Genomic DNA, 23,384 nt, shown 5'->3' on the forward strand with positions numbered 1-23,384 from the left:
GTCCGGGTCACGCCGCCCCGTCGACCACCTTGCCGTCGGGAAGGTCAGGAACCAGGCGACGGTGCTGTCGTGGGTGGTGCCGACGACCGTGACGCCGGTGCCGTCGAACACCGGCCGCACGGCGCCGCCGGGAGGGGCCGCCGTTGTGGGTTGTCGGGCGGCTGCGGGGGCGAGATCCAGGTGACCAGCACGACCGAGATGATCATGAGGAGGAACCACGACGCGAGCTTCTCCGGCGAGACCGGGTGCCAACCGCTCACCTGGCTCGGGTAGAGCCAGGCCTGCGACCAGGTGGCGATGTTCTCCGCGAGCCAGATGAAGAGGGCGACGAGGAGGAAGGCCAGCAGGAGCGGCATGCGCAAGCGGAACCGGAACACGCGGAACTGCATGACACAGCGCCCGAACACCAGCGCGACGACGGCGACGAGCACCCACCGCACGTCCCGGACGTAGTGGTTGCTGAAGAAGTTGGCATAGATCGCGGCGGCCACGACAGCCGTCGCCCAGCGTCTCGGGTAGCGCGCGAAACGCAGGTCGAACAGCCGGTTGACCCGGACCATGTACGAGCCGACAGCGGCGTACATGAAGCCGCTGAACAGGGGCACCCCGCCGAGTCGCAGGACCCCGTCGGGCGCGTAGGACCACGAGCCGATGTGGGTCTTGAACAGCTCCATGGCCGTGCCGACGAGGTGGAACAGCACCACCACCCGCAGCTCGCGCAGGGTCTCCAGGCGTCCCGCCACCATCGCGATCTGGATGGCGACCGCGGCGAGGGTCAGGACGTCGTTGCGGGCGAGTGCCGCGTCCGCCGGGTACCAGAGGCGCGCCGCGAGGATGACCGCCAGCATCGCCGCACCGAACACGCACGCCCAGGCCTGTTTGAGCCCGAAGACCGCGAACTCGGCCAGCCAGCAGATCGGCCCACGCTCGGGCAGCCGGGCCAGGACCGCGCGGAAGCGGGCATCGATCGCGCGTTCGGCCGTGGTCAGGGCGGCTGGTCCGGACGGGGTACGCATCACCGCGACGCTATCGGCCGGCCCAGCCCGAGCCGACCCCGGTGGGCGGTGGGTGCCCTGCTCCCGGGAAACAGGACGCGAAGGGACGAGCCCCGGGGCAACGTCTCAGTCCTCGTCCGCGGCCAGCACCGCGACCAGGACGCCACCGCCAGCGGCGATGACGAGGGCGTCCATGACGTGCCGACAGCTCCGCGGCATCCTGTGGCGCCTTGCCGTACGGGCTGCCGGAGTCGATGACGGCAACCTCGGTCAGGAACGCGAACACCGCCGGGAACGGATCTTCGGTGTCGGTGGATCGGACGAGGGTCCAGAGGTGTCCGTTGCCGTACGGCCCCGGCAGCCCGGCCAGCAACCGCCGGAGCCGTACCAGTCGCTCAGCGGAATCCACCGCAGGTCACCCCGTCTGCTCAGCCGGCCGGAACTCGTGCACCACCTCGATCAGACCGACGAGGTGCCGGTTGAACTCGTCGAGTTCCTCGGCCGGTACCCACAGCTCGAGGATGTCGCGTCCGCCGACCTGCCGGACGGGGTAGCGGGAGGCGAACGCGCGGTCGACCTGGAACCGGGTGACGTAGCCGACGCCGGAGGCGGGAACGTTCCAGTCCCTGGCGATGGTGATGGCGTACTGCTCGTTGAGGACGGGGTAGAAGATCGGCTGGTCGGGCAGCCGCGGCGGCCACGCCGTCCAACCGGAGGCGCGGACGAGGTCGAGCTCCTGCGGGCCGGTCGGCCGCCACAGCGTCATCGTCTCCGTCACGGCGGCGCCCCTTCCTACTGGTTGAGGCACGGTACGACAGGCTCGTGACGCTGGCCAGAGCATTTCGACGCGCTGCTATCGAACGCCCTGTCCACCGCGTTCCGGCAACGTGCTGGTCACGATGCCAGCCGGTACCCGGGGCTGTTCCGGCCGGCCTTGGCTGGCTCGCCGGAGAACACGCCGTCGGAGCGCAGCACGAGCCCATTCGTACGACCGCCGAACCTGGCGGAATCGGGGTGTCCCCGACCCGGCCGGCCCGCTACGCTGCCGTGCATGACCAGCGCGACCGCTCAGTGCACCGGAACGTCGTATGACGTCCAGGTCGGTGCGGAGCGACGCCGGCGATCCGTCGCCCGCCCGCGCTGACCTGTTCCCGGTGACCGGCGGATCGAGCCGCCGGCCAGCGCCGATCGTCCTCGGTCTGCCCGCATCTCCCCGTCCAACGGCCCGCGTGACAGCGCGGGTCCGAACGAGATCGGCGTACCCATGGATCTTGAAAGGCTGCTCTCCGACCGGCTGGCACCGGCGTTCGCGACCGTGGCCGGCACCCCGGTCGACCCGACGGTGCGGCGTTCGCCGCGCGCGGACTTCCAGTCCGACGCGGCGTTGGCGCTGGCCCGGCGGCTCGGCCGCTCGCCCCGCGACCTCGCCGCCGAGGTGCTGGAGCACGCGGCGCTCGACGACGTCTGCGCGTCGGCGGAGGTATCCGGGCCGGGATTCCTCAACCTGACCGTGGCCGACCGGACGCTGGCCGACCTGGTTTCCCGGCTGGCCGGCGACGACCGGCTCGGCGTGCCGCCGGCGGCGGCGCCGGAGACCGTGGTGGTCGACTACTCGGCGCCGAACGTGGCCAAGGAGATGCACGTCGGGCACCTGCGCTCCACCGTCATCGGCGACGCGGCGGTACGGCTGCTGGACTGGCTCGGGCACCGCGTGGTGCGGGTCAACCACCTGGGCGACTGGGGCACGCCGTTCGGGATGCTGATCGAGCACCTGACCGACCTCGGCGAGGCCGAGGCGGCGCACGGGTTTTCGGTGGGTGACCTGGACTCGTTCTACAAGGCGGCCCGGGCGAAGTTCGACGCCGACGAGGCGTTCCGCGAACGGTCCCGGCGGCGGGTGGTCGCGTTGCAGGGCGGTGACGAGTCGACCCGGCGCCTGTGGCGGCTGCTGGTGGAGCAGTCGGAGCGGTACTTCCTGTCCGTGTACGACCTGCTCGACGTGACGCTGACCGGGGGCGACTTCCGGGGCGAGAGCGCGTACAACGAGCTGCTCGCCGACGTCGTCGACGACCTGGACCGGCTGGGGCTGCTGGTGCCCAGTGGCGGGGCGGACTGCGCCTTCCCATCCGGGTTCACCGGCCGAAGCGGTGAGCCACTGCCACTGATCGTGCGCAAGAGCGACGGCGGCTACGGCTACCCGGCCACCGACCTGGCCGCGCTGCGGCAGCGCACCGGGGAGCTGGCGGCGACCCGGTTGTTGTACGTGGTCGGGCTGCCCCAGCAGCAGCACTTCGCGATGGTCTTCGCCGTCGCCGGGGCGGCCGGTTGGCTGCGCCCGCCCGCCCGGGCCGAGCATCTCGGCTTCGGCTCGATCCTCGGCGCCGACGGGCGGATGCTGCGCAGCCGGACGGGCGGGTCGGTGAAGTTGGTCGGCCTGCTCGAAGAGGCGGTGGCCCGCGCCACCGACCTGGCCCGGGCCAAGAACCCCGACCTGGACGCCGCGGCCGCCGCCGAGATCGGCCGGGCCGTCGGCATCGGCGCGATCAAGTACGCCGACCTGTCCACCGACCGCAGGCGGGACTACGTCCTGGACTGGGAGCGGATGCTGTCGCTCGACGGCAACACCGCGCCCTACCTCCAGTACGCGTACTCCCGCATCCGGTCGGTGTTCCGGCGGGCCGGGGCGGTCCCACGGCCCGGCGCGCCGGTCGTGCTGGCCGAGCCGCCGGAGCGGGCGTTGGCGATCGAGCTGCTCGGCTTCGCCGGGGTCGTCGGGAAGGTGGAGCGGAGCCTGGAGTTCCACCACCTCGCCAGCCACCTGCACCGGCTCGCGACCACGTTCAGTGCGTTCTACGAACGCTGCCCGGTGTTGCGCGCCCCGGACGAGCTGCGGCAGAGCCGGCTGCTGTTGGCCGACCTGACCGCCCGGACACTGCGGCAAGGGCTGCACCTGCTCGGCATCCGAACCCTCGAACGGATGTGACCCCACGGCGTGGTCACGGACCAGCAGGCAGGTAGCGGGGGAGCGGGTGGCCACCGTAGGTTATGGGCTCCGGACAGTGAGGGGTGTGGATGCGGACCATCGACTGGCGGGACGGCCTGATCATCGCGATCGACCAGACCCGGCTGCCGCACGAGGTCAAGTTCCTGGAGATCGGGACCGTCGAGGAGTTGATCGCGGCGATCCGGTCGTTGGCGATCCGGGGCGCACCCGCGATCGGTGTCGCCGGGGCGCTCGGCGTGGCCCTCGCCGCCCGGCTGTATCCGGACGACCCGGCGGAGCTGCGACGGGCCGTCGACGCGATCCGGGCCGCCCGACCCACTGCCGTGAACCTCGCCTGGGGCGTCGACCGGGTACGCGTCCGGCTCGAGGCCGAGGGCGCGGAGGCCGCCCTCGCCGAGGCCCTGACGGTGCTGGAGGAGGACGTCCGCTGCTGTCGTGCGCTCAGCGAGCGGGGTGCCCGCTGGCTGGTCGAGACGGTGGGGCCGCAGGTGGCGGTGCAGACCCACTGCAACGCCGGGGCCCTGGCCACCGTCGAGTGGGGCACCGCGCTGGGCGTGGTCCGTTCCCTCCAGGAGCACGGGGCGCTGGCCCACGTGTACGCCTCGGAGACCCGCCCGCTGCTGCAGGGCGCGCGGCTGACCGTGTGGGAGCTGGCCCAGATCGGCGCGCCGCACACCCTGGTGGTGGACTCGGCCGCCGCGTCGGTGCTGGCCCAGGGCCTGGTCGACGCGGTCGTGGTCGGCGCGGACCGGATCACCGCCAACGGTGACGTGATCAACAAGGTGGGCACCTACCCGCTGGCCCTGGCGGCGGCCCGCGCCGGGGTGCCGATGGTGGTCGCCGCCCCGGAGTCGACCGTCGACCTGAACACCCCGACCGGCCGGGACGTCCACATCGAGGTACGCGCCCCCGAGGAGATCACCGCTCTCGGTGCAGCGGACCTGGCCCCGAAGGGCACCGGTACGCTCAACTACGCCTTCGACGTGACCCCGGCGGACCTGGTCACCGCCATCGTCACCGAGCGTCGGGTCATCCTGCCGACCGCCGGCGGCCGCCCCGACGACCCCACCGACCGGGCCTGACCAACCCCGACCCCTCCCGCGAGGAGCCGCCCCCATGCTCGACCGCTGGTCCGCCGCCGACGCCCCGGACGCCTCTGACCCGATCGCGCGACTCGTGTACGCGTCCCGGCTGCTCGGCGCCGACACCGACCTGGTGCTGCACGGCGGGGGGAACACCTCGGTCAAGACGACGGTCACCGACCTCACCGGGGAGCCGGTGGAGGTGCTCCACGTCAAGGGCAGCGGCTCCGACCTGGCGACCATGGACGCGTCCGGCTTCACCGCGCTGCGGCTGGACCGGCTGCGGGCGCTGCTGCGGCTGGAGCGGCTCGCCGACAGCGACATGATGAACGAGCTGCGCTGCGCCCGCCTCGACGCCACCGCGCCGGACCCGAGCGTCGAGACGCTGCTGCACGCGCTGCTGCCGTACCCGGCCGTGCTGCACAGCCACGCCGACGCGCTGCTCGCCCTGACCAACCAGCCGAAGGGTGACCGGCTGGTCGAGGAGGTCTACGGCGACCGCGTCGTCGTGGTCCCGTACGTCATGCCCGGTTTCGACCTGGCCCGGCTCTGCGCGGAGCTGTACCCGGCGCGCGCCCACGCCGGCACGGTCGGCGTGGTCCTGCTCAACCACGGGCTGTTCACCTTCGGCGCGGACGCCGAGGAGGCGTACCGCCGGCACATCGAGCTGGTCACCCTGGCGGAAGAGAGGATGGCCCTACCGCGCCCCCGGGTCGCACCGGCCAAGCCCCGTCCGGTCGACCGGCTGCGCGTGGCCCGGCTGCGTCACGAGGTCTCCGCCGCGGCGGGCGCCCCGATGCTGCTCAGCCGCTACGAGGACCCGGCCGTGCGGGCGTTCCTCGACCGGCCCGACCTGGCGGCGGTCGCCACCCGTGGCCCGGTCACCCCGGACCACGTGCTGCGCACCAAGCGGATCCCGCTGGTCGGCACCGACGTGGCCGGGTACGCCGACGACTACCGCCGGTACGTCGAGCAGAACCGCTCCCGGGCCCGGACGGCGTTGACCACGCTCGACCCCGCGCCCCGGGTGATCCTCGATCCGGAGCTGGGGATGCTCACCGCCGGCCGCCGGGCGACCGAGGCCATGATGGCCCGGGACATCTACCGGCACACCGTCGACGTGATCGAGGCGGCCGAGTCGGTCGGCGGCTACCGGGCCCTGTCGGCGCAGGACATCTTCGACATCGAGTACTGGGAGCTGGAGCAGGCGAAGCTGCGGCGGGGCGGCCCGGTGCCGGAGTTCGCCGGCGAGGTGGCCGTGGTGACCGGGGCCGCCTCGGGCATCGGCCGGGCCTGCGCCGAGGCGCTCCAGGCCCGGGGGGCCTGCGTGGTGGCCCTGGACCGGGACCCGTCGGTGGCCGCGTCGGACGGCCCGGCCCGGCTCGGCCTGACCGTCGACGTCACCGACTCCGCGGCCGTCGACGCCGCCCTCGACACGGCGGTGGACCGGTTCGGCGGGGTCGACATCGTCGTCGCGGCCGCCGGGATCTTCCCGGCCAGCCGGGAGATCGCCGGGCTGGACCCGGCCGACTGGCAGCGCACGATGGCGGTGAACGCGGAGTCGGTCGCGTACCTGTTCTCCCGGACCCACCCGCTGCTGGCGCTCGCGCCCCGGGGCGGGCGGGTCGTCGTGGTCGCCTCGCGCAACGCCCTGGCCCCCGGGCCCGGCGCCGTCGCCTACTCCGCATCGAAGGCGGCGGTGACGCAGGTGGCCCGGGTGGCGGCGCTGGAGTGGGCCACCGACGGCATCCGGGTGAACGTGCTGCACCCCGACGCGGTCTTCGACACCGGGCTGTGGAACGCGGAGTTGCTGGAGGCTCGGGCCCGGCGCTACGGGCTGACCGTGGCGGAGTACACGCGCCGGAACCTGCTCCGTACGGAGATCACCAGCGCCCGGGTCGGCGACCTGGCCGCCACGCTCTGCGGGGAGACGTTCGCGGCCACCACGGGCGCGCAGATCACCGTGGACGGGGGGAACGAGCGGGTGATCTGAGGGCGCTGACGCCTGCGATGCTGACCGTGCGGGAGACCCTGTGCCCCACCGTGCGGGCGGTGTTCGTGCTGCGCGAGGTGTCGAGACGCCGTACGACGAGATCGCGGAGGCGGTCGGCAGGACGCCGGCGGCGGTGCGGCAGTTCGCACACCGCGCCCGGGAGCAGTGGCCGCGCGACCGGCCGCGGGTGCGGGTGAGCCGGGCCGGGCAGGAGGCCGTCGTGGAGGGTTTCCTGGCGACCGTGTGCGGTGGCGACGTGCAGGGCTGCTGGACGTGCTCGCGCCGGACGTCGTCCAACGAGGTCCGACCTCATCCGTTCGGATTACCTGGGATTGACTGTTCGGTGGCGGCGGCGTCATCCCTATGGCAGACTCCTGGCGGGTTGTTTGACACGTATGTGTCACGCGGCGAGGGGATTGAGAGGCGCGGGCGCCAGCCGGTGTAGGACGGCCGGAGCCCGCGCCTCTCTTCACCGGTTGGGCGCAGTCGGAGGGGTCGGGCCCTGTTCGGGCTCGCCGTACCGCTGGTGGGGTTCGACGCCCCAATGGATTCGCCGCCGCGAGCAGGCCCGCTCGGCCGGGCCGGGGACGTCGCCTCGAAGGCGGGTGCCGTTCGTTCGCGTGTCGGAGCGTGTCGATGCGTTCACTGTTGGCACAATCGGCGTCGTCGGGAAGAGCAGTCCCCGGAGGTGCGTGTGGTGCGAGTTCGCGGCCGATTCGCCCGGACGATGCTGCGTGGGGCGCTGGTGGTCGGTGGCGTCCTCGGAGCCTGGGGCGTGGCCGAGGCGGCAGCGGAAGAGCCTGCCTACGCTGTCGGACCGCCTCGCCTGTGTACGTTGGGCGACCTGCTGGACGGCGCCGGGGCCGTCGTAAACGGATCGCTGTCCTGCGCTGCTGCGTCGTCCGCCGACCGTGGATCCCCGGCCGTCGCCGGTGTGGGCGTCGGCCCGGCGGGGCCGGGGAAGCCGCGATGGGCGAGATGGAGGCCGGGCACGACGTCGCAGACCGGCAGGATCGCGCCGCCGGCACACCCGGAGGTGGGGATCTCCGTACGGGTACCCAGTGGTGTGCGGCTCGCGAAGGTGCGGGCACCAATGCGCCGGGCGGTGGACGCGATCCCGTCCGACGGAGTGGACTCAGTCGCCGAGGTGGCCGAACCGGTGACGCGTCGGGTCGTGGGCGATGCCCCGCCCGTCGTGCGGGAGGCCGCCGAGGCCGGCCTGCTGGAGCCGGTCGGCGCGGTCCTTCGTCCGGTGGTCGAGCCGGTCGGCGCGGTCGTTCGTCCGGTGGTCGAGCCGGTCGGCGCGGTCGTTCGTCCGGTGGTCGAGCCGGTCGGCGCGGTCGTTCGTCCGGTGGTCGAGCCGGTCGTCGAGGCCCTGGCACCCGACCTGGCGCCGGTGCTCGAGCTGACCCGGCCGATCATCGGCCCACCCGCTGCGCCCCCGCCTCCGGCCGGCGATCCGGCGGACGTCGGGCCTGCGCCGGCCGAAGACATGCCGGCCGTCACGGCGCCCGTCACCGACGAGGGCCCGCTGCCCGTGCCGCCGATGAATCGCGGCGTCATGCCAAGCATCCCGGCCAGCATGGCAACCACGTCACCCGCGACGTCGGGGGAGTCGACGTCCGCCGGTGCGCCGGGCGCCGGCGCAACCGAGGCGAACCACCCGATGCGGCAGTCCCCGCCGGCCCACACTCCCGGTGTCACGCCGGCCGCGTCCGGCAACTCGGCCGGCATTAGCTCCGCCGGCGGGTGGACCGGCGCCGCCGTCGACACCTCGCTGGGTTCGTGGACCCCGGACCTGGAGTCCCAGGGCTGGTGCGCGACCAGCTGCGAGGAACTCGCGGACCGGCCGCGCCAGCCCGATACCCGACCCGCCTGAGCCCTCCCGCCCGGCCCTGGACGCATCGTCGCCGTCACCAGCGGAAGTCATCGGAGGCGCAACAAACCTCAAGGGACGGCGTACGGGGAGCGGCTCGCCATGTCGGCAACCCTTCGGGCAGTGGTGGTCGCTGTCGCGACGACGATCCGTACCGCTGGCGGCGCCGGCATCACCACGATCGCCTGGACGGTCCGCTGACGGGTCGCCGCTGTGGCCACCGGACTCGGGGCGGGCGAACGACCAGATGCCGTGCCCGCACGACGAGGGCCGTGGGCTCGCGTCCAGGCCGGGAGCGCTGCCCTGCCTCGACGCGGCGCCTCCCGTCCCGATCGAGCCGCCTGGACTCCCGGCGCCGTTGTCGGCCTGATCGACCAAGTCCATTGCCCCGCGGCTACTCCGTCTGTCGAGCAGCCGTACCTGCGAAGAGGAGAAGCTGTGAAGGAAACCCTGCCGCTCGGACGTGCCCGGTGGTGCGACATCGGCGAGGTCGTCCACCTCGTCGCCGATGCCCTCGCCACCAGCGCCGTCGGGGCATGGCTCGTACCCGACGAGCGCCGTCGACACGACGTGCTCCGCGCCGTCACCCGGATCTGGACCGAGCACGCGCTCCTCTTCGGCGAGGCATACCTCCTCGACGACCACTCCGCCGCCGCGGTCTGGTTCCACCGGTACGGCCGGATCCCGCCACCGACCGGATACGGCGAGCGGCTCGCCGTCGCCTGCGGCGACCACCTCGATCGTTTCCTCTGCCTCGACGGCGTCCTGGCCGCCCACCGGCCCACCGGCCCCCACAACCACCTGGCGTTCTTCGCTGCCACGCCGGGCCGGCGAGGCGCCAACCGCGCCGGCGCCCTGCTCACCACGAGCCACGCCCGGATGGACCACGCCTCGCTGCCCGCCTACACCGAGGCGACCACCCTCAACGAGCGTGACCTCTACACCCGGCACGGCTATGTCGCCCATGAGCCCTTCACGCTCCCCGACGGGAGCACCGCCTACCCGATGTGGCGCAGCCCAGGAGCGGACAGGACGCCGTTACCGCTCACCCGACGCGGAGCTGTCGGCCGCTGACCCCTCCCACGCACCGCCGTGCCTGTCCGCCTTCCGCTCGCCTGCACCCCAGGAGGGATCAATCCGGTGTCGACACCAACTACGACAGGATCGCTTGGAGTGGGGCGCTGAGGTGCCGGCAGACCGAATTTCTCGTACGCGCCGTCTGAACGACCTCCCGATCCGGGTGATCCTCGACGCCTCGGCGATCCTCGCGTTCGCCGAGGAATCGATCGACGTGGGCGAGGTGATCGCCGAGGTGGCCGACGAGGGGTGCATGTTCGGGCTGCCGGTGGCGTGCCTTGCCGAGGCGTTTCGGCTGGCCGACGCGGACCGTCTCGACATGGTCGTCAACCACCCGGCCGCCGCGGTGCTGACGGTCGACCCCCTCAACTGGCGGGCGTGCGCCATGACTCACCTCATGCTGGGGCGCTTCGACGCCGCGAGCGCTCTGCTCGCCGCCGTCGACAACGAGTGCCACCTGCTCACCGGACAGCCCGGCCTGTACGCGGCTCTCGCCGACGGGGGGCCGATCATCCCGCTTCAGGTCGGAAGACGGCCAACTGGTTGGCAGCACGGCTCGCCCGACTGGAGCGAGTGCCAGGTGTCATTTCTCGAAGAATCGTGATGACCCATCCCACCGTCCCGTGCTCGACCGCGGTGGCGGTGACGACGAGCGGGGCGCGCCGAGCCCATGGTCGACACCGTCGACGCCCGCGCGACGGGTCGGTCGGACGCAGCACCCGGCTCGCGGCCTGCCACCCTCGCGCCGGCAGCGAACGGCTGACTGTCGCGGTGGTCACCGAAGCTCGCGGGCGTAGCAGACCGACAGCGGCTCACCTGCGTACGGGCCGAAGTTGTCGATGCGGTGGTAGCCCTCCCGCTCGTAGAAGCGCATCGCGTCCGGCTGGGCTGTGCCGGTCTCCAGCAGCAGCTTCGTCATGCCACGGCGGCGCGCCTCGTGCTCCAGGGCGCGCAGGATCGCCACCGCCACCCCCGTGCCGCGGACCGCCGGCTCGACGTACATCCGCTTGATCTCCGCCGAGTCCGGGCCCAGCAGTCGCAACCCGCCGCATCCCACCGCCGCGCCGTGCGCGTCGCGGGCGACGAGGAACACGCCCACGTCGTGAGCGGTGGGTGGGACCCCCGGCTCGTGGTCGTCGTTGCCGTACCGGGCATCCAGCTCGGCGCGTTGCGCGGCGCGCAGCCGCGCCCCGTCGACGCCGTCCCATGACTCCGACTTCACCGTGACGCGCACACCCACACCCTCCACGATCCGTAACAAGTGTTCCGGTAACGGATGCTACGCTATCGGCGGGCGACGGTGAAGGAGCGGGATGGCCAGACGGCGTGATCTCCAGGGTCACCAGGAACGGTTGTCGACCGCCACCTGGTCCGTGCTCGCCGAACACGGGCTGGCAGGGTTGACCCTTCGGGCGGTGGCCGAGCGGGCCGGATGCAGCACGGGGCTGGTGCTGCACACGTTCCCCGACAAGCAGGCCCTGCTCGTCCACGCCCGCACCCTGTTGCACGAACGCACCGCGGCCCGCGCCGACGCGGCCCAGGCATCCGGCTTCGAACCCCTGGACGCGCTGCGTGCCGTGCTGATGCAGGCGGCATCCGGCAGCGACGACAAACGCGAGGAGGCCCGGGTGTGGGTGGGCTTCCTGGCCGCCGCGCTCGCCGACCCCGAACTCGCCAGGTTGCACCAGGCCCACAACCGCGCGTTCCTGCGCCGGATCCAGCACCTTCTGGCCGACTGCCGCCCCGACTGGAGCGAGGACCAGAGCATGGAAAGCGCCAAGGCCCTGGTCGCGCTCGTGGAAGGGCTCAACGCCCTGGCGGCCGTCGACCCGGACACGTACTCCGCCGCCGCGCAGCAGGCAGCCATCGAGGCCGCGCTGCGGCAGATCCGCGCCGACTGACGACAACCACGCATGGCGATCTCGCCTGATCGGTCGCCGGCCAGCCGATGAGGAAGCCGACCGGCTGGAGCCAGGCTCCAGCCGGTCGGTCCGGTCCACCGTCGTCACTGGACGATGGACGCCTCCAGGTGGAACGGGTTGCTGCCCAGCGGGCTGGTGCGCCGGGATTCGACCACGAACTCCCACACCCCGGGCTCGGGGTTGACGTAGGTGCGGCGCAGCGGGTCGCATCCGTTGCCGTCGAAGTAGTTGGCGTAGCAGTAGATCGTGCCGGCGGCCGACTTCTCGCCGTTGACTCCCTGCGGGCTGAACGCCCACCAGCGGGTCTGGCTGCCCTCGGCGAGGCGGGACAGGTCGACCGTCATGGACTTGGTGCCGGCGGGAACCGCCACCGAGTAGTGGACGGTGCCGTTACGGGACACCGTTCCGTCGGCCGACCAGGTCGTACCGACCGTGAGCGGCGCGGCGGCCTCGATCACGAGCATGGCGTGCTGCTCGACGGCCTTGGTCCGGGCGCTGTCGACGACCAGCATGGCGCCGTGGGTGCCCTGGGTGCGCGGAGTAGCGGTCACCTGGATCGTGGCGGGGACGTCCTTCGTCAGGACGACGGTCTTCGGCGTGGCGAAGGTGCCGTCGTCGCCGACGAGCCGCAGCTGGTACTCCACCGGGCCCGCAGGGCCACTGGTCCGGGTCAGGGTGACCGCGTAGTCGCGGGACTCGCCGACGCGCTGGCCGCCGCTGCCCGGCGCGCAGTCGTTGAACAGGCCGCTGCCGCGGTGTGGCGTCCGCAACTGGCCGGACAGCACGGTGCAGACCGGGGCGGAGACAGTCACGTCGTCGCTGGCGACACCCCTGTCGTCCTTCCGCAGGTACCTCCAGGCCTCCTTGACGTTCATCTGGCCGCGGCCCTGTGCGATGACGTCCACGTTCCGGTGGAAGTCGGCCGAGGAGTAGATCGCGTTGCGAAGCTCGGCCGAGGTCACGCCGACCCCCGACTGCCGGGCGGCGGAAAGCAGCAGCGCGGCGGCACCGGCGGCCTGCGGGGACGCCATCGAGGTGCCGTTCATCATCGAGTAGCCCGGTGGCAGGGTGTAGCCGGTCTCGGCGACCGACGCGCTGGGGATCCAGTCCGGTGTCGGAGCGACGGCGGAGCCGGGAGCGGTGATGTCGGGCTTGAAGCCGCCGTCCTCGCGCGGACCCCGCGAGGAGAACGGCATGATGTCGTGGTCGACCGCGACCTTCGAGCCGTAGTTGACCCACCAGGTGTCCCGCGAGACCGACGCGCCGACGCTGACCACCTTGTCGGCGCCGGTCGGGTCGCCGACGGTGTTGGCGCCCGCACCCGAGTTCCCGGCCGAGATGAACATCTGCACACCGGTCTCGTCGATCAGCCGGTTGTAGAGCAGGGCCTGCGCGCTCTGGCCGTCGTTGAGGGCCGGACTGGCGCCGATGGACATGTTGATGACATCCACGCCGTGGATCGTGGCCAGCTCGATCATGCCATCGGTGAGGGCGGCGCTGGAGCAGCCGAGGGAGTGGCACGCCCGCATGGACACCAACGTGGCGCCGGGAGCCTGACCGTCCATGGCGCCGCCGAACATGCCGTTGGCGGCGGCGATGCCGGCGACGTGGGTGCCGTGGCCCTCGTTGAGCGTGTTGATGTTCACCGCGTCGCCCCCGTTGGACGAGATGTCCAGCTCGATGTCGACGGTGAAGGGAACCCGCTCGTTGACCTTGGTAGCCGGGTCGTCGGTGCCCAGGTAGCCGACCTGGCGGTCGGCCTTGAACGGCCGCATCAGCTCCTCGTCGGTGAAGTCGCGGTCCTGGTCGGTGTCGACCCACACCGCCTGGTCGGACTCCCGGTAGAGCACGCCCAGGTAGCTGCCGGACAGACTGGAGATCGAGATCTTCTTGACCGAGATGTGCAGGTCGTCGTCGGCGGGACCGGTCCACGTCTGCCTGAGCACGCGATCGGTGAACGTCGGGCCGGAGACCCTGTTCGTCGGCAGCATGCTGTACCAGGTCTGGTCGAACAGCAGGTCGATGAAGTTGGTCTGAGAGGTGGCGACGACCGTGTCGACGAGCTTGCGTTCACCGGTCGTGGTGGTCGCGAGGGCCGGATGCGTCGGATCGATCCCGGTGTCCATGATCCCGATGGTCACGCCGCGACCGTCGTACGTGGGATGCATGGCCTTGAAGTCGACCGACTTCGTCTCGTTGGTCGGCAGGTAGGCATTGTCGGCCGGGGTCGTCGCGGACGGCGCCGGTGGCTTGGCCCCGGGTTCGGCGGCGGCGACCGTCGCGTCGGTGACCCCCAGGTCCGGCCGGGTTTCGTCCAGCTTGAGCAGCTCGTCGACGTCCACCCTGACGACGTCGTCGAGGGCGACGACCTTCTCGACGTCGTCGAACGACACGTTGGCCTTGAGGTAGCCGACCCGGGACTCCGTCCTCGTGACGTCGGCGCCGAGCGCGACCAGCTCCCGCTCGGTCTGTTCGGTCCGGCCGTCCCGTACGGCGATCATCAGGGTGACGAAGTCGGGGGCCGGCCGGTCGGCGCCGGCCGGGGTGCTCCGCATGTGCCGTTGGCGGGCGTACTGCGCGATGAGGGCCCGGTCGTGGCTGCCGAGCTTGTCGCCCGTACCGGTCGGCGGCTGCGCCTGGGCTGGCGCGGCAAGGATCGACAGGCCGCCGGCCGCGACGATGGCGGCGAGGGCCGCCGCGGTCCGCCGGTGCCGGTACGGGTACGCGGTTGTGTGACGTGGCATTGGCATCCTTGTGCTGTGAGGGCAGTGGATGGAGGGGATCCTGCCATCGGCACGACGTGTCGATCAGCCCTCTGAACTGGCGGTTTTATGCATTGGCGGGAATGCGACGCGGAGCGGGCCGGCGGTCTGGGACGCCGCCGCCGGCACCCGCTCCGCGTCAGATCCAGCGACGGCGGGCCGCCTGCCAGCCGAGCTGGATCCGGGTCTGTACCCCGGCGAGTACCAGTAGCCGCTGAACCCGCCGCTGGATGGTTCGCATGCTCACGCCCACCTGTGTGGCGATCGCCTGGTCGGTGTATCCGGCCAGGAGCAACGAGAGCAGCCGTCGGTCGTCGGGGGCCAGCGGGCCGTCCGCGGGCGTGGCCAGCGCGGTGGGCACCGGCACGGCGGACTCCCAGACCCTGCGGAAGACCCAGCAGAGGGCATCGACCAGTGCGGGGGTGTGGACGACCACTGCCTTCGCCGCCTCGCCGGGCGGGAGGTGGCGAAGGACGACCAGCACGATCCTTCCGTCGAAGATGCTTCCCTTGAACGGCACCTCGATCGCCACCCGCATCTCCTCACCCAGCGCCGCCCACTCTTCGAGCAGCAGCGGGGTTGGTTGACCGTCCCCCTCCAGCGTCGTCCGTTCGTAGACGACCCGGTAGCGCACACCGGCACGCAGCGCGTCCTGTTCGCCGGAGTTGGCGGTGGGCGGCACTGCGATGACGGGTGCCGCCACCAGAGACTGGATCTCCCGGCGGGCGTTCCGCTGCAACTGACCGTAGCGTTCGGCGATCGCCGTCGCGCCCTCGACCACCTCGATCGGTTCGGTCCAGCCACCCGGTACGCCGCTCTGCTGATACCGCTGCGACAGCTGTGCGATGGCCAGTTGCGCCTTGTGGAGGTCGTCCAGGCGTTGCAGCGCCATCAGTTTGAGGGTGATGTCCGGCGGCGCGGCGTGCAGGCGGTGCTGCTGCTCGGGATGCACCACCACCAGACCCCTGCGCTCCAACTGGGCGAGGGCCTGTTCGACATCCGGTTCGGGCAGCCCGGTCCGGTCGACCAACTCGCGTTCGTCCGTGGCCGGCCCGGCGACGAGTTCCGCGTAGATCTGCTCCTCGTGAGGGCCGATCCCGATGCTCTCGAGCATGTCAGCGGAGGCCCCAGACGGTAGGTGCGCGCACGGCAACCCCCTGTTGTTTCCCGGTGGCGGGTCGACCGATTCCCGTGGTGAGCTGTGGTTGGAGACTCGTACAGCGGGCGGGCGGTGTCAAGCAGTTGGCTGATCTTGGTCTCGCCAGGGGCGCCACGGTCGCCGAACGCTATGCCGGAGCGGTGGCGTCGCACCGCAGGCGGGCGACGTGGTCGACCAGGGCGGCCCGCAGACCGTCGTGGTCCCGAAGGTCAGCCCCGAAGATCTCCCGGACGTCCAGGAAGGAGCCGACCAGGCGGTGCGGGTCGGTACGGCCGGCCGCCACCGCGGCGCGCAGCCGGTCGGCCAACGGGTCCGCCAACGGCACCGCCCTGTCGCAGGCGTCGGCGACGTACGTCATCCACGCGGCGATCGCCAGCGCGGCATGGCGGGGCACCACACCGGCGGCGAGGCGGTCCCGGACGGTGTCCACCAGCCGGACCGGCAGCTTCTGGGATCCGTCCATGGCCACCTGGGCGGTGCGGTGCCGCAGCGCCGGGTTGGCGAAGCGGGTGAGGACCTCGCGTCGGTACCGGTCCAGATCCAGTCCCCGCGGGACGCACAGCGTGGGCGCGACGTCCTCGGCCATCAGCGCGTCGGCGGCCACGGCGAGGTCGTCGTCGGCGAGCGCCTGCGCGATCGTCTCGTGTCCGCGCAGCGCGCCCAGGTAGGCGAGCAGGGAGTGGGTGCCGTTGAGCATGCGCAGCTTGACGGCCTCCCAGGCGGCGACGTCATCGGTGAGCACCGCTCCGGCCAGTTCCCAGGCCGGTCGGTCGGCCGCGAAGTCGTCCTCGATCACCCACTGCCGGAAGGGCTCGGCGACCACGAGGCCCTCGTCGCGCAGGCCCAGGATCGCCGCGGCCTCGGCACGGTCCCGGGGGGTGGTGGCCGGGACGATCCGGTCGACCACGCAGGACGGAAAACGTGCCGACCCGGCGATCCAGTCGGCGAGCACGTCGCCCTCGGCCGACGGCAGCGCGGCCAGGAAGTCGTGCACCAGGCGGCGCAGGACCTTGCCGTTGCCGACCAGGTTGTCGCAGGACAGGATCGTGACCGGACCGGCGTCGAGTGCCCGCCGTCGTCGCAGCCCGCGGACGAGTTGACCGACGGCGGTGCGGGGCGGGCGGCCCCGCAGGTCGGCGGCGACCTCCGGATCCGTCAGGTCCAACCGGCCGTCGCCGCCTCGCCGGTAGCCCTTCTCGGTGACCGTGAGGGTGACCAGCCGGACCGCGGGATCGGCGAGCCGGTCGACGACCGCCGCCGGATCATGCGGCCCGGCGAGGATCTCCCGGACGCTGCCGACCACCCGCAGGGGCGCGGCTGCCGGCCCGCGCTCCAGCACCGAGTAGAGGCCGTCCTGCGCCGTCAACTGGTCGCGTACGGCCGCGGAGCGTTGCGTCACCGCGGTGATTCCCCAGTCGTCGCAGCCGGCGGCGGCCGCGGCCAGTTCGGTGAAGGCCGCCTGGTGTGCCCGGTGGAAGGCACCGATACCGAGGTGCACCATGCCGACCCGCACCGCGCGCGGATCCACCGCCGGCCCGATCCAGCCACCGTGACCCCGCGGCGCAGCGGCGAGGCCGCCCAGCGACAGTCGTGGCCCCGACTCCGCCGTGGCGGTCACGACAGCCAGCGGTCGAGGTGCTCGGCGACGAGGTCGTCGTCGCGCAGCTGCGGGTACGCCCGCCACACCCGGTCGATCTCCGCGAGCTGACCCGGGCTGAGTGATTCGCGCTCGTCCAGGCACCACAGCCCGGCGAGCAGCCCCTGCCGGCGCAGCACCTCGTGGATGCCGGAGAGGCAGCCGTGGAACCTGCCGGCGACGTCGAAGATGGCGGCGTTGGCGTCGGTGAGGGCGAGTTCGGTGGCGAACGCCTCGCGTAGGGCGTCCGGGTCGCCGGCCTTCGCCAGCCGGGCGGTCCGGTGCAGGTGCACCGCGCGCTGGGTCCACACCGACCACTGCCCGAGCAGCCCACCGACGAACTCGATTTCCCGGGAGCCGTCGACGGGGTAGCGCGAGAGCAGGTCGCCGACGATGTGGTCGTCGTTGCCGGTGTAGAGGGCGATGTCGGTGCTGCGCCCCGACGCGGCCACGCCGAGGATGACGTCGAGCGACGCGTACCGGTCGAACGGGGCGACCTTGATGCCGATGACCGACGGCAGGTCCGCCAGGCTGGTCCAGAACGACCGGGACAGAACCCGGCCGCCGACGGCCGGTTGCAGGTAGAACCCGATCACCGGCAGCACCTCGCCCACCGCCGCCGCCCGCTGGACCAGCTCGTCCTCGGTGAGGTCGCCGGCGCCGTACGGGGCGAGCAGGATCGCGTGGTAGCCGAGTTCGGCGGCCAGCTCCGCCTCGGCGACGGCGTGCCGGGTCGGCCCGCAGGCGCCGGCGACGAGGATGGTGTCGGGGGTCTCGTACTCGGCGGCGGTGGTGGCGGCCAGTTCGAGGACGGGCCGGAGCAGGCCGTGGCGGGGCTCGTGGATGGCGAACTGGGTGGTGTGCACGGCGACGGCGACGCCGCCGGCGCCGGCCTCCAGGTAGTAGCGGGTGAGGGCGCGTTGGCGGCGCTCGTCGAGTTTGAGGTGGGCGTCCAGCGCCAGGGGGTGCGCGGGAATCACCGTGCCGGTACGGAAGAGTGTCAGCGGGTCGGTCGTCCTGGCCTGAACCGTCGTGGTCATCGGCACCTTCCATTCCGCGTCTGGGATCGAGTGGGTCTGCCCGGCACGCTGCTGCTGCCTTCGTCCGTGGGTCAGGGAATCGTGAGGCGACCGGAGCGGCTCGTGGGATCCCAGGCCCCGAAGGCGCCGAGCAGAGTGCGGGCCATGGCCCGGTGACCGTGCTGGCCGGGGTGGCACCCCATGGCGTACCAGTGCTCGGGCGCCGGGCGGTCGGTGTCGGTCCACACGGCGTAGTGGTCGACCAGGGGCGCCGCGGTGTCGGTGGCGACGGCCCGGATCGCGTCGACGTAGCGGGGGAGGTGCTCGACGACGTGCTCGGGAGCCGTCGGCAGGGTGTCGTTCGGTGTCTGGACCACGACCAGGCTGTCCGCCCCGGTGCGGAGCCGCTCGACGACCGACCGGTAGGTGGACGAGAACGTGGCCAAGCCGGCCTCACCGTGCTTCGTGTCGTTCAGCCCGATGCCCACCACCACGACGTCCGGTCGGAAGCGCAGGGCGAGCCGCTCGAGACGCTCGTCGAGGTCGGTCACGGTGTAGCCGCTCACGGCGGTGTTGACGAACGCGTCCGCGGTCCGACCCAGCTCTCGCAGGCGTTCGGTGAACAGTTCGGGGTACGACCGGGCGCCGTAGGTGTGCCAGGTCCCAGCGGTCACGCTGTCGCCGATGAACGTCCAGGTCAGCGGTGTCTGCCGGGCGATGACGGCGGTCAGTGCGGGGTGCGGGTCCACGTTTCGCTCCTTCTGTCAGTGGATGCGTACCGGTTTCCCGGCCCGACCCGACTGGTAGACCGCCTCGATGAAGGCCACGGCCGCCCGCGCCTGGGCGGCGGTGACCAGGGGCGGGCCACCGGTGCGGGCCGCGGTGACGAAGTCGGTGAGCTGGGCCAGTTGCTGGTCGGTCGGTACGCCGTCCGGCCTGGGTGGTTGCCCGCCGTGCCTCGAGGTGTAGTGGGTGAGCTGTTCCGCCTCCACCACCACCGAGCCGCCGTCACCGAAGACCGTGTACCGGATCGGGACGCTGTCGTAGGCGGCGGTGGTCGCCAGGAAGGTCAGCAGCGCGCCGCTGCGCAGCCGGGCGGTGACGGCGACGGTGTCCTCGACCTCGATGCGTTCGTGGGCGAGCAGGTCGGTGTAGGCGAAGACCTCGTCGACCTCGCCGAGCAGCCACAGCGCCAGGTCCACCAGGTGCACTCCCTGGTTCATCAGGGCGCCACCGCCGTCGAGGGCCCAGGTGCCACGCCAGTCGCCGGCGTCGTAGTACTCCTGGCCGCGCCAGAGCGCGACCTCGAAGGTGGCGGACGTGATCCGCCCCAGGTGACCGTCGCGGACGGCGCGGAACACGAACTGGTTCGCCTCGGCGAACCGGCGTTGGCTCACGACGCTCAGGGTCCGGCCCGACCGCTTCTCCGCGTCGAGGATCTGATCCGCGGCCTCGACCGTCACGTCGATCGGCTTCTCCAGCAGCACGTGCTTGCCGGCTTCGAGCGCGGCGACCGTGACGGCCGCGTGCAGGCCGCTCGGGATCGCCACGACCACGGCGTCGACGTCCGGGCGGGCGAGCAGTTCCGGCACCGACCGGGTGGCGTCGACTCCGAACTCGGCCGCGACGGCGTCGGCGTGTCCGGTGCTCTCGTCGGCGACCGCGACCAGCGTCGCGTCGGCGGCGCCGCTGGCCAGGCGCTGGACGTGGGCCCTGCCGATGACGCCGACCCCGATGACGCCGACGCGGAGCGGACCGTGGGGTGGGGGCATGTTCCGTCCTTTCCTAGGACCGGCTGGTCAGCGCGTCGGTGATCGCCGCCATGACCACGATCGGGGAGAGCAGGGTGCGTGGGTCGACCGGTGACCGCCCCTGGTCGCAGGCGTCGACGAACCGGGCGAGCGCGGGGGCGTTGTAGTCGGGGCCGATCGTCGGGGACTCGGTCAGTACGCCGCGCGTCCCGGTGGCCACCACCTGGAACGGGACGCGGTCGTCGGTGGGCGTGACGAAGGTGAAGGTCACCACGACGTCGTCGATCCGGGTGAGGGCCACCGTGGTGTCGCCTTCGCGGACCAGGTCGACCGATGCCGACTCCGGCTCGACGTGCGGGTCGCCGAGCAGTTGCAGGGCCAGTTCGACCTGATGGATGCCGTAGAAGAACAGGCCAGCCCACTCGCTGTCGGGGTCGGCCGGGCCGATGACGGCGAGCTGGCGCAGCCGACCGATCCGTTCCTGTGGGTCGGTGAGCCGGGCGACCTCGGGGACGAACCGCAGGGCCGAGCAGGACACCAGCGGCGCGTGGCCGCGCGCGGCGGCCGCGAGGATCGCCTGGGCGTCGTCGACCGATGCGGCCAGGGGCTTGTCGACCAGCACCGGCAGCCCGGCGTCCAGCAGTGGCTCGGCCTGTTTCCGGTGGTGGCGTCCGTCGCGGCTGCTGACGATCGCCGCGTCGACCCGTCCGATCAGGTCGCTCGGCTCGTCGACGACGAGTTCGATGCCGCCGGTCTCGGACAACGCCGCGTTGCGGTCGGTCGGGCCACCGGCCAGGGCGACCACCCGGTTGCCGGGGTGTCGTTGCTCGGTGTTCAGGAAGCGGATGAAGTGGTCGACGTGTGAATTCTCGGTGCCGATGATTCCGATCCGTCTCACCAGACTGCCCCTCTTCGACGTCGACACCCGACTGCCCCAAGCCTCGCCTGCAATCGGTTGCACGTCAAGGGTCTTCCCGGCCGTCGGGTGGCCCGACCTGAAGGGACGTGTTGCCACCTGAGCCGCACCCGTTCGACATGCCAGGCGTTGGGACCGTGGGACTTCGGGTGAGCAATCGATTGCAGTCGAGCTGGGCGTAGCCTTACCCTGGCCCGGTGAACCCGGATGGCGCCGCTGACGAGCATCCCGAGCCGGAGCAGGGCCGGAACTGGTGGCGGCGGTGGCTGGGCGCGGTCCGCGATCCGGACGGGTCGTGGGAGATCGGATCGGCGCGGCGGGCCGCTGACGGGACGCTGCGCTGTCCCGTCGACCTGACCTCGTACGGGACGACGATGCGGGCGGAGCTGGTCCGGCCGGCGGGTGAGGACGTCCGCCCGGCCGTGGTCGTGCCGTTCTACGAGGTGGCCACCCTGTTCGGTGAGCCGTGCGCCCGCACCGCCGGCCGCAGTGCCGCTCAGCGGGGATCCCAGGCCTACGCCCGGCACCTCGTCGCGCGCGGCTTCGCGGTCCTCGCCGTGCCGTGGTGGTTCGAGTACGTGCTCGATCCGGCGACGGAAACGGCCTCGCTGCGCGAACGGTACGGATCGAGCGCCGCGTCGCACGCGGACTCGTTGGCGATCACCGGTCTGGGCCGCAGCCTCGCCGATCTGTTCCTCGCGGTGGACGCCCTCGCCTGCGTACCGTGGGTCGAGCCCCGGTGGATCGGTGCCTTCGGCCACTCGCTCGGCGGGAAGCTGGCGCTGCACCTGACCGCGCTGGACACGCGGATCGCCGCGGGAGTCGCGCACGAACCGGGCCTGGGCCTGGCGTACTCGAACTGGGCCGATCCCTGGTACCTCGACGGCGCGGTGCCGCCCGACCGCGACCACGACGACCTGCTCGCCCTGGTCGCGCCCCGACCGTTCCTGCTCGCCGGCGGCGGCGCCTCGGACGGATGGCACAACCACCGTCTGGTCGAGCGGGCCGCCCGACGGTGGCCCGGACCACCCGGCCTGGAGACCCTCTACCACAACACCGGACACGCCCACCCCGACCACGTCCTGGACGCCTGCTACGCGTGGTTGCGCGGGCGCCTGGCCGCTGTCGACACCCCCGAGGAGACCAGCCCGCCATGACCAAGCCGACCCTCTGCGTCGTCGTCGCCCCGGACGAGTACGACCTGCTGTTCGCGCCGGAGTCCCAGGATCGACTCCACGACCACGCGGTCGTCGAGTTCGGCGACGGCGACCGGGGGACGGTGCTGCCGCCGGCCGCCGCCGACCGGTTCGACGTCGTCGTCACGTCGTGGAGCACGACGCCGTTCGACCCGGCTCGACTGAGGGGCGAGCGGCTGCGACTCGCCCTGCACTCGGCCGGTTCGATCCGTCGGCTGTTCCCGGCCGCGGTCCTCCGGTCCGGGCTGCGGGTCTGCCAGGCCGGCGCGGCGGCCATGGCGCCCGCCGTCGCCGAGATGGCGCTCACCCTGACCCTCGCCCTGCTGCGGAACCTGCACCGGCACGACCGTGCCCTGTGGACGGGACGTGACTGGGCGGCGGCACGGCAGCCGGTACTGGGCCGGGCGCTGGCGGCGCGCAACGTCGGAATCGTCGGTTTCGGTCGCACCGGGCGGGAGTACGCGCGGATGGTGCGGGCGTTGGGCGCGTCGGCGCTGCGCGCGTACGACCCGTACGCCGACCCGACGGTGGCCGCGGGGCACGGGGTGGAGCTGGTCGGGTTGGCGGAGCTGTTCCGGTGCAGCGAAGTGGTCGCCGTGCACGCGCCGTCCACCCCGGAGACCCGGCACCTGGTCGGTCGCGGCGAACTCGCCGCGCTGCCGGACGGCGCGATCGTGGTCAACACGGCCCGCTCCTGGGTCGTCGACGAGGAGGCCCTGCTCGCGGAGCTGGTGCCCGGCCGGCTCTCGGCCGGGTTGGACGTGTTCGACACCGAGCCGCTGCCGTCGACGAGCGCGTTCCTGGGTCTGCCGAACGTCGTCGTCACGCCGCACGTCGCGGGCGGCACGGTCGAGGCGCGACGGACGCAGGGTCGGATCGTGGTCGACGAGCTGTGCCGGTTCGTGGCCGGCGCACCGCTCGAACACGAGGTGAGCGTGGCGTCCTACGACCTGCTGGCGTGACCGGGCCGGCGGGCGCGTCGCGGTGAGGGCCGGG

At 72.4% G+C, this 23,384-nt stretch carries 19 protein-coding genes; 9 read left to right on the forward strand and 10 right to left on the reverse strand.

What is annotated here, in order from left to right; translation table 11 throughout:
* Nucleotides 1-44: 44 nt before the first annotated feature.
* Together ABZ793_RS25655 and ABZ793_RS25660 are read right to left on the reverse strand one after the other, a co-directional pair.
* Complete coding sequence (locus tag ABZ793_RS25655) at nucleotides 45-1,016, reverse strand: DUF817 domain-containing protein (protein ID WP_357461768.1); 972 nt, start codon at nucleotides 1,014-1,016, stop codon at nucleotides 45-47.
* Nucleotides 1,017-1,410: 394 nt separating this feature from the next.
* Complete coding sequence (locus ABZ793_RS25660; RefSeq protein WP_357461769.1) at nucleotides 1,411-1,773, reverse strand: ADP-ribosylation/crystallin J1; 363 nt, start codon at nucleotides 1,771-1,773, stop codon at nucleotides 1,411-1,413.
* 486 nt (nucleotides 1,774-2,259) lie between these two features.
* On the opposite strand from ABZ793_RS25660, the gene argS reads away from it, so the two are divergent.
* The 6 genes from argS (at nucleotide 2,260) to ABZ793_RS25690 (ending at nucleotide 10,631) form a co-directional block, all read left to right on the forward strand.
* Complete coding sequence (gene argS / locus ABZ793_RS25665) at nucleotides 2,260-3,978, forward strand: arginine--tRNA ligase (RefSeq protein ID WP_357461770.1); 1,719 nt, start codon at nucleotides 2,260-2,262, stop codon at nucleotides 3,976-3,978.
* A gap of 89 nt (nucleotides 3,979-4,067) precedes the next feature.
* Complete coding sequence (mtnA, locus tag ABZ793_RS25670; protein WP_357461771.1) at nucleotides 4,068-5,081, forward strand: S-methyl-5-thioribose-1-phosphate isomerase; 1,014 nt, start codon at nucleotides 4,068-4,070, stop codon at nucleotides 5,079-5,081.
* Nucleotides 5,082-5,115: 34 nt separating this feature from the next.
* Nucleotides 5,116-7,074: a bifunctional aldolase/short-chain dehydrogenase gene (locus tag ABZ793_RS25675; RefSeq protein ID WP_357461772.1), complete on the forward strand. Its 1,959-nt coding sequence runs from the start codon at nucleotides 5,116-5,118 to the stop codon at nucleotides 7,072-7,074.
* A gap of 1,159 nt (nucleotides 7,075-8,233) precedes the next feature.
* Nucleotides 8,234-8,953 (forward strand): hypothetical protein, encoded by a 720-nt coding sequence (locus ABZ793_RS25680; RefSeq protein WP_357461773.1) that lies wholly within the window; start codon nucleotides 8,234-8,236, stop codon nucleotides 8,951-8,953.
* Between the two features lie 435 nt (nucleotides 8,954-9,388).
* On the forward strand, nucleotides 9,389-10,024 hold the full coding sequence (locus ABZ793_RS25685; protein WP_357461774.1) for a hypothetical protein: 636 nt from the start codon (nucleotides 9,389-9,391) through the stop codon (nucleotides 10,022-10,024).
* A gap of 166 nt (nucleotides 10,025-10,190) precedes the next feature.
* Nucleotides 10,191-10,631, forward strand: a complete 441-nt coding sequence (locus ABZ793_RS25690) for a hypothetical protein (RefSeq protein WP_357461775.1) — start codon at nucleotides 10,191-10,193, stop codon at nucleotides 10,629-10,631.
* Nucleotides 10,632-10,802: 171 nt separating this feature from the next.
* On the opposite strand, the gene ABZ793_RS25695 is transcribed toward ABZ793_RS25690, so the two are convergent.
* The gene (locus ABZ793_RS25695; protein ID WP_357461776.1) at nucleotides 10,803-11,261 is read right to left on the reverse strand and encodes a GNAT family N-acetyltransferase; all 459 of its coding nucleotides are present in this window, start codon (nucleotides 11,259-11,261) and stop codon (nucleotides 10,803-10,805) included.
* A gap of 79 nt (nucleotides 11,262-11,340) precedes the next feature.
* On the opposite strand from ABZ793_RS25695, the gene ABZ793_RS25700 reads away from it, so the two are divergent.
* Entirely contained in the window at nucleotides 11,341-11,928 is a 588-nt protein-coding gene (locus ABZ793_RS25700; protein ID WP_357461777.1) for a TetR family transcriptional regulator C-terminal domain-containing protein, read from the forward strand.
* 104 nt (nucleotides 11,929-12,032) lie between these two features.
* On the opposite strand, the gene ABZ793_RS25705 is transcribed toward ABZ793_RS25700, so the two are convergent.
* From ABZ793_RS25705 to ABZ793_RS25735, 7 genes are all read right to left on the reverse strand, one after another.
* Complete coding sequence (locus tag ABZ793_RS25705) at nucleotides 12,033-14,693, reverse strand: S8 family serine peptidase (protein ID WP_357461778.1); 2,661 nt, start codon at nucleotides 14,691-14,693, stop codon at nucleotides 12,033-12,035.
* 157 nt (nucleotides 14,694-14,850) lie between these two features.
* Entirely contained in the window at nucleotides 14,851-15,825 is a 975-nt protein-coding gene (locus ABZ793_RS25710; RefSeq protein ID WP_357461779.1) for a helix-turn-helix domain-containing protein, read from the reverse strand.
* A 172-nt stretch (nucleotides 15,826-15,997) separates the two neighbouring features.
* On the reverse strand, nucleotides 15,998-17,488 hold the full coding sequence (locus tag ABZ793_RS25715; RefSeq protein ID WP_357461780.1) for a mannitol dehydrogenase family protein: 1,491 nt from the start codon (nucleotides 17,486-17,488) through the stop codon (nucleotides 15,998-16,000).
* Nucleotides 17,485-18,546, reverse strand: coding sequence for a dihydrodipicolinate synthase family protein (locus ABZ793_RS25720; protein WP_357461781.1), 1,062 nt, complete (start codon nucleotides 18,544-18,546; stop codon nucleotides 17,485-17,487). The genes ABZ793_RS25715 and ABZ793_RS25720 overlap by 4 nt, the downstream gene beginning before the upstream one ends.
* Nucleotides 18,547-18,617: 71 nt before the next feature.
* Nucleotides 18,618-19,274 carry an SGNH/GDSL hydrolase family protein gene (locus tag ABZ793_RS25725; protein ID WP_357461782.1) on the reverse strand — a complete coding sequence of 219 codons (657 nt, stop codon included), beginning with the start codon at nucleotides 19,272-19,274 and terminating at the stop codon, nucleotides 18,618-18,620.
* Between the two features lie 15 nt (nucleotides 19,275-19,289).
* Complete coding sequence (locus tag ABZ793_RS25730; RefSeq protein ID WP_357461783.1) at nucleotides 19,290-20,297, reverse strand: Gfo/Idh/MocA family oxidoreductase; 1,008 nt, start codon at nucleotides 20,295-20,297, stop codon at nucleotides 19,290-19,292.
* Between the two features lie 13 nt (nucleotides 20,298-20,310).
* Nucleotides 20,311-21,174, reverse strand: coding sequence for a Gfo/Idh/MocA family oxidoreductase (locus ABZ793_RS25735; protein WP_357461784.1), 864 nt, complete (start codon nucleotides 21,172-21,174; stop codon nucleotides 20,311-20,313).
* Nucleotides 21,175-21,389: 215 nt separating this feature from the next.
* Between ABZ793_RS25735 and ABZ793_RS25740 the strand changes: the two genes are divergently transcribed.
* The gene (locus ABZ793_RS25740; protein ID WP_357461785.1) at nucleotides 21,390-22,349 is read left to right on the forward strand and encodes a hypothetical protein; all 960 of its coding nucleotides are present in this window, start codon (nucleotides 21,390-21,392) and stop codon (nucleotides 22,347-22,349) included.
* Nucleotides 22,346-23,350 carry a hydroxyacid dehydrogenase gene (locus tag ABZ793_RS25745; RefSeq protein WP_357461786.1) on the forward strand — a complete coding sequence of 335 codons (1,005 nt, stop codon included), beginning with the start codon at nucleotides 22,346-22,348 and terminating at the stop codon, nucleotides 23,348-23,350. The genes ABZ793_RS25740 and ABZ793_RS25745 overlap by 4 nt, the downstream gene beginning before the upstream one ends.
* Nucleotides 23,351-23,384: the final 34 nt, after the last annotated feature.

The organism is Micromonospora sp. NPDC047465 (genome assembly GCF_040643125.1).
Classification (GTDB): Bacteria; Actinomycetota; Actinomycetes; order Mycobacteriales; family Micromonosporaceae; genus Micromonospora.

What these genes read in the sequence shown, in the direction of transcription:
- ABZ793_RS25655 (WP_357461768.1), bottom strand. Translation starts at nt 1,016, where the DNA reads ATGCGTACCCCGTCCGGACCAGCCGCCCTGACCACGGCCGAACGCGCG.
- argS (WP_357461770.1), top strand. Translation starts at nt 2,260, where the DNA reads ATGGATCTTGAAAGGCTGCTCTCCGACCGGCTGGCACCGGCGTTCGCG.
- mtnA (WP_357461771.1), top strand. Translation starts at nt 4,068, where the DNA reads ATGCGGACCATCGACTGGCGGGACGGCCTGATCATCGCGATCGACCAG.
- ABZ793_RS25675 (WP_357461772.1), top strand. Translation starts at nt 5,116, where the DNA reads ATGCTCGACCGCTGGTCCGCCGCCGACGCCCCGGACGCCTCTGACCCG.
- ABZ793_RS25700 (WP_357461777.1), top strand. Translation starts at nt 11,341, where the DNA reads ATGGCCAGACGGCGTGATCTCCAGGGTCACCAGGAACGGTTGTCGACC.
- ABZ793_RS25705 (WP_357461778.1), bottom strand. Translation starts at nt 14,693, where the DNA reads ATGCCACGTCACACAACCGCGTACCCGTACCGGCACCGGCGGACCGCG.
- ABZ793_RS25710 (WP_357461779.1), bottom strand. Translation starts at nt 15,825, where the DNA reads ATGCTCGAGAGCATCGGGATCGGCCCTCACGAGGAGCAGATCTACGCG.
- ABZ793_RS25720 (WP_357461781.1), bottom strand. Translation starts at nt 18,546, where the DNA reads ATGACCACGACGGTTCAGGCCAGGACGACCGACCCGCTGACACTCTTC.
- ABZ793_RS25730 (WP_357461783.1), bottom strand. Translation starts at nt 20,297, where the DNA reads ATGCCCCCACCCCACGGTCCGCTCCGCGTCGGCGTCATCGGGGTCGGC.
- ABZ793_RS25745 (WP_357461786.1), top strand. Translation starts at nt 22,346, where the DNA reads ATGACCAAGCCGACCCTCTGCGTCGTCGTCGCCCCGGACGAGTACGAC.